This is a genomic window from Kluyvera sp. EC_51 (assembly GCF_019584505.1).
GTDB classification, from domain to species: Bacteria; Pseudomonadota; Gammaproteobacteria; order Enterobacterales; family Enterobacteriaceae; genus Kluyvera; species Kluyvera sichuanensis.
On record NZ_VDAG01000091.1, the window covers coordinates 1 to 2,310 of the forward strand.

At 56.1% G+C, this 2,310-nt stretch carries 3 protein-coding genes and 1 pseudogene; 1 reads left to right on the forward strand and 3 read right to left on the reverse strand.

The window, feature by feature from the left end:
- On the forward strand, positions 1-99 hold a 99-nt coding region (locus FHC49_RS16795; protein ID WP_220423053.1), incomplete at its 5' end, for an IS1 family transposase.
- A gap of 111 nt (positions 100-210) precedes the next feature.
- On the opposite strand, the gene FHC49_RS16800 is transcribed toward FHC49_RS16795, so the two are convergent.
- From FHC49_RS16800 to FHC49_RS16805, 3 genes and pseudogenes are all read right to left on the reverse strand, one after another.
- The gene (locus tag FHC49_RS16800) at positions 211-1,731 is read right to left on the reverse strand and encodes a PAS domain-containing methyl-accepting chemotaxis protein (RefSeq protein WP_052905521.1); all 1,521 of its coding nucleotides are present in this window, start codon (positions 1,729-1,731) and stop codon (positions 211-213) included.
- Positions 1,732-1,811: 80 nt separating this feature from the next.
- Positions 1,812-2,021 (reverse strand): annotated as a pseudogene (locus FHC49_RS24765) (hypothetical protein); the annotation flags it as partial.
- Positions 1,958-2,310, reverse strand: a 353-nt coding sequence (locus FHC49_RS16805) for a transposase (protein WP_220440363.1), incomplete at its 5' end; no start/stop codon positions are given. The pseudogene FHC49_RS24765 and the gene FHC49_RS16805, both read right to left, overlap by 64 nt.

Sequence of the window (2,310 nt, forward strand, 5' to 3'; positions counted from 1 at the left end):
CTGGCAAGGCTGGGACGGAAGTCACTGTCGTTCTCAAAATCGCTGGAGCTGCATGACAAGGTCATCGGGCATTATCTGAACATAAAACACTATCAGTAAGTTGGAGTCATTACCTAAATTAACAATAAACCCCATTAATAGTCACAATCAGAAAAATAAAAAGCCGTTTATTCCCTACGGTATAAACGGCTTTTTTGGAACATGACTCACTCAATGGAGCACGGTCACCGCATCCTTAAGGCGTCCGGCGCGGTGCTTCACCATGGCCGAAATGCGCGCGCTCTCCTCGACCAGATCGGCGTTTTTCTGCGTGATGCTGTCGAGTTCAGCTACCGCACGGGTTAGCTCTGATAAGCCGGTTGCCTGCTCGGAGGTCGCGTGGCTGATCTGGGCGATAAGCTGGGTCACGTTTTTCACCTGCACAACGATATCATCCATCGTACGGCCCGCGGCGTAAACCTGCTCAGAGCCGGACTGCACCTTGCTGGCGCTGGCATCAATGAGTTTACGAATATCGTTAGCCGCACTGGCGCTGCGGCTGGCAAGATGGCGTACTTCGCCCGCGACCACGGCAAACCCTTTGCCCTGCTCCCCTGCCCTTGCCGCTTCAACCGCCGCGTTCAGCGCCAGAATATTGGTCTGGAACGCGATATCGTTAATCAGAGAGGTAATCGAGCCAATGCGCTGCGTGCTGTCGGCAATATCATCCATCGTTTTAACCACGGTCTGCATCGCATTGCCCCCTTTCGTTGCCGCGCTGCTCGCAGCCACGGAGAGTTTGTCCACCTCGGCGGCGGTCTCGGAGTTACTCTGAACGGACGCGGCCATCTGGTTCATTGTCGCGACGGTCTGCTGCACGTTCGCGACGGTCTGACAGGTCCGATCGTTCAGATCTTCATTTCCCTGCGCCAGCCTGTCGCTCCCGTCACGGACGCTCACCACCTGGCTCGACACGTCATTGATCAACCAGCGGCACATCAGGCCAAGTTGTCCTACCGCGCGCAGCGTCAGGCCCAGCTCATCGCTGCGGTTAAGATGCTGCACGCTGTTGCGCTCGCCGGTGGCGACCTTCAGCGCCTGTCGCGCCACATTCTCTATCGGGCGGACAATCTGTTGCTCAAACAGCAGCGTTCCCATCAGCATCACCACCGCAGCGGCGGCAAGCGGTAACCAGCCTGCGGAGGTGGCGGCCAGCGTGGCGGCGAGTCCGGCAAAGAGCACCGCCATCACGCTGCGCACGCGCCAGCGCAGCGGCATGGCCGGGAGTTTACCCAGCCAGCCCTTTCCCACCACCAGCCCTTTGTGAATACGTTTTTTACAGCGCCCGTCGTTCAGCGCCCGGTAGAGCGGCTCCACGGCGGCGATCTCTTCCGCTGTGGCTCTGGTGCGAATCGACATATAGCCCGTCACCTGCCCGCGACGCACCATCGGCACCGCGTTAGCACGCACCCAGTAGTGGTCACCGTTTTTGCGCCGGTTTTTGACAATCCCGCTCCACGGCTCGCCCTGCTGCAGCGTGTACCACATATCGGCAAACGCAGCTTTTGGCATATCGGGATGGCGCACCATATTGTGCGGCTGGCCCGTCAGCTCATCGAGCTGATAGCCGCTCACCTGAACAAAGGTGTCGTTGGCGTGGGTGATGTAGCTGTGGACGTCTGTGGTAGACATTAAGGTGGTGTCATCGTCCAGAGGATATTCATTCTGGGTGACATAGGTTGGAGAGGACATCGTGAGCATCCCTTGCAGGTTATTTGAAAGTTAATTTTGTGGGGCAATGTTTTTTCGGCGGTAAACAATTTATCTTTAGGGAAGGTGCGAATAAGCAGGTCATTTCTTCCCAAGCTGACTCGCTGATTAAAATTTCGCGGATCTGGGCCGATTTTTTTCCCGCAAACACATCGAATCAGCCTATTTAGGCTATTTTTTCCACCATTTCTGGCGTTATTTCAGGTTTTTACTGAGATCTCTCCCTCTGACGTATCATTTGGTCCACCCGAAACAGGTTGGCCAGGGTGAATAACATCGCCAGTTGGTTATCGTTTTTCAGCAGCCCCTTGTATCTGGCTTTCACGAAGCCGAACTGCCGCTTGATGATGCGAAACGGGTGCTCCACCCTGGCACGGATGCTGGCTTTCATGTATTCGATGTTGATGGCCGTTTTGTTCTTGCGCGGATGCTGCTTCAAGGTTTTTACCCTGCCGGGACGCTCGGCGATCAGCCAGTCCACATCCACCTCGGCCAGCTCCTCGCGCTGTGGCGCTCCTTGGTAGCCGGCATCGGCTGAGACAAATTGCTCCTCTCCATGAA

Excerpts from the sequence above, each read along its gene's own strand:
- FHC49_RS16800 (WP_052905521.1), bottom strand. The coding sequence starts at position 1,731 with ATGTCCTCTCCAACCTATGTCACCCAGAATGAATATCCTCTGGACGAT.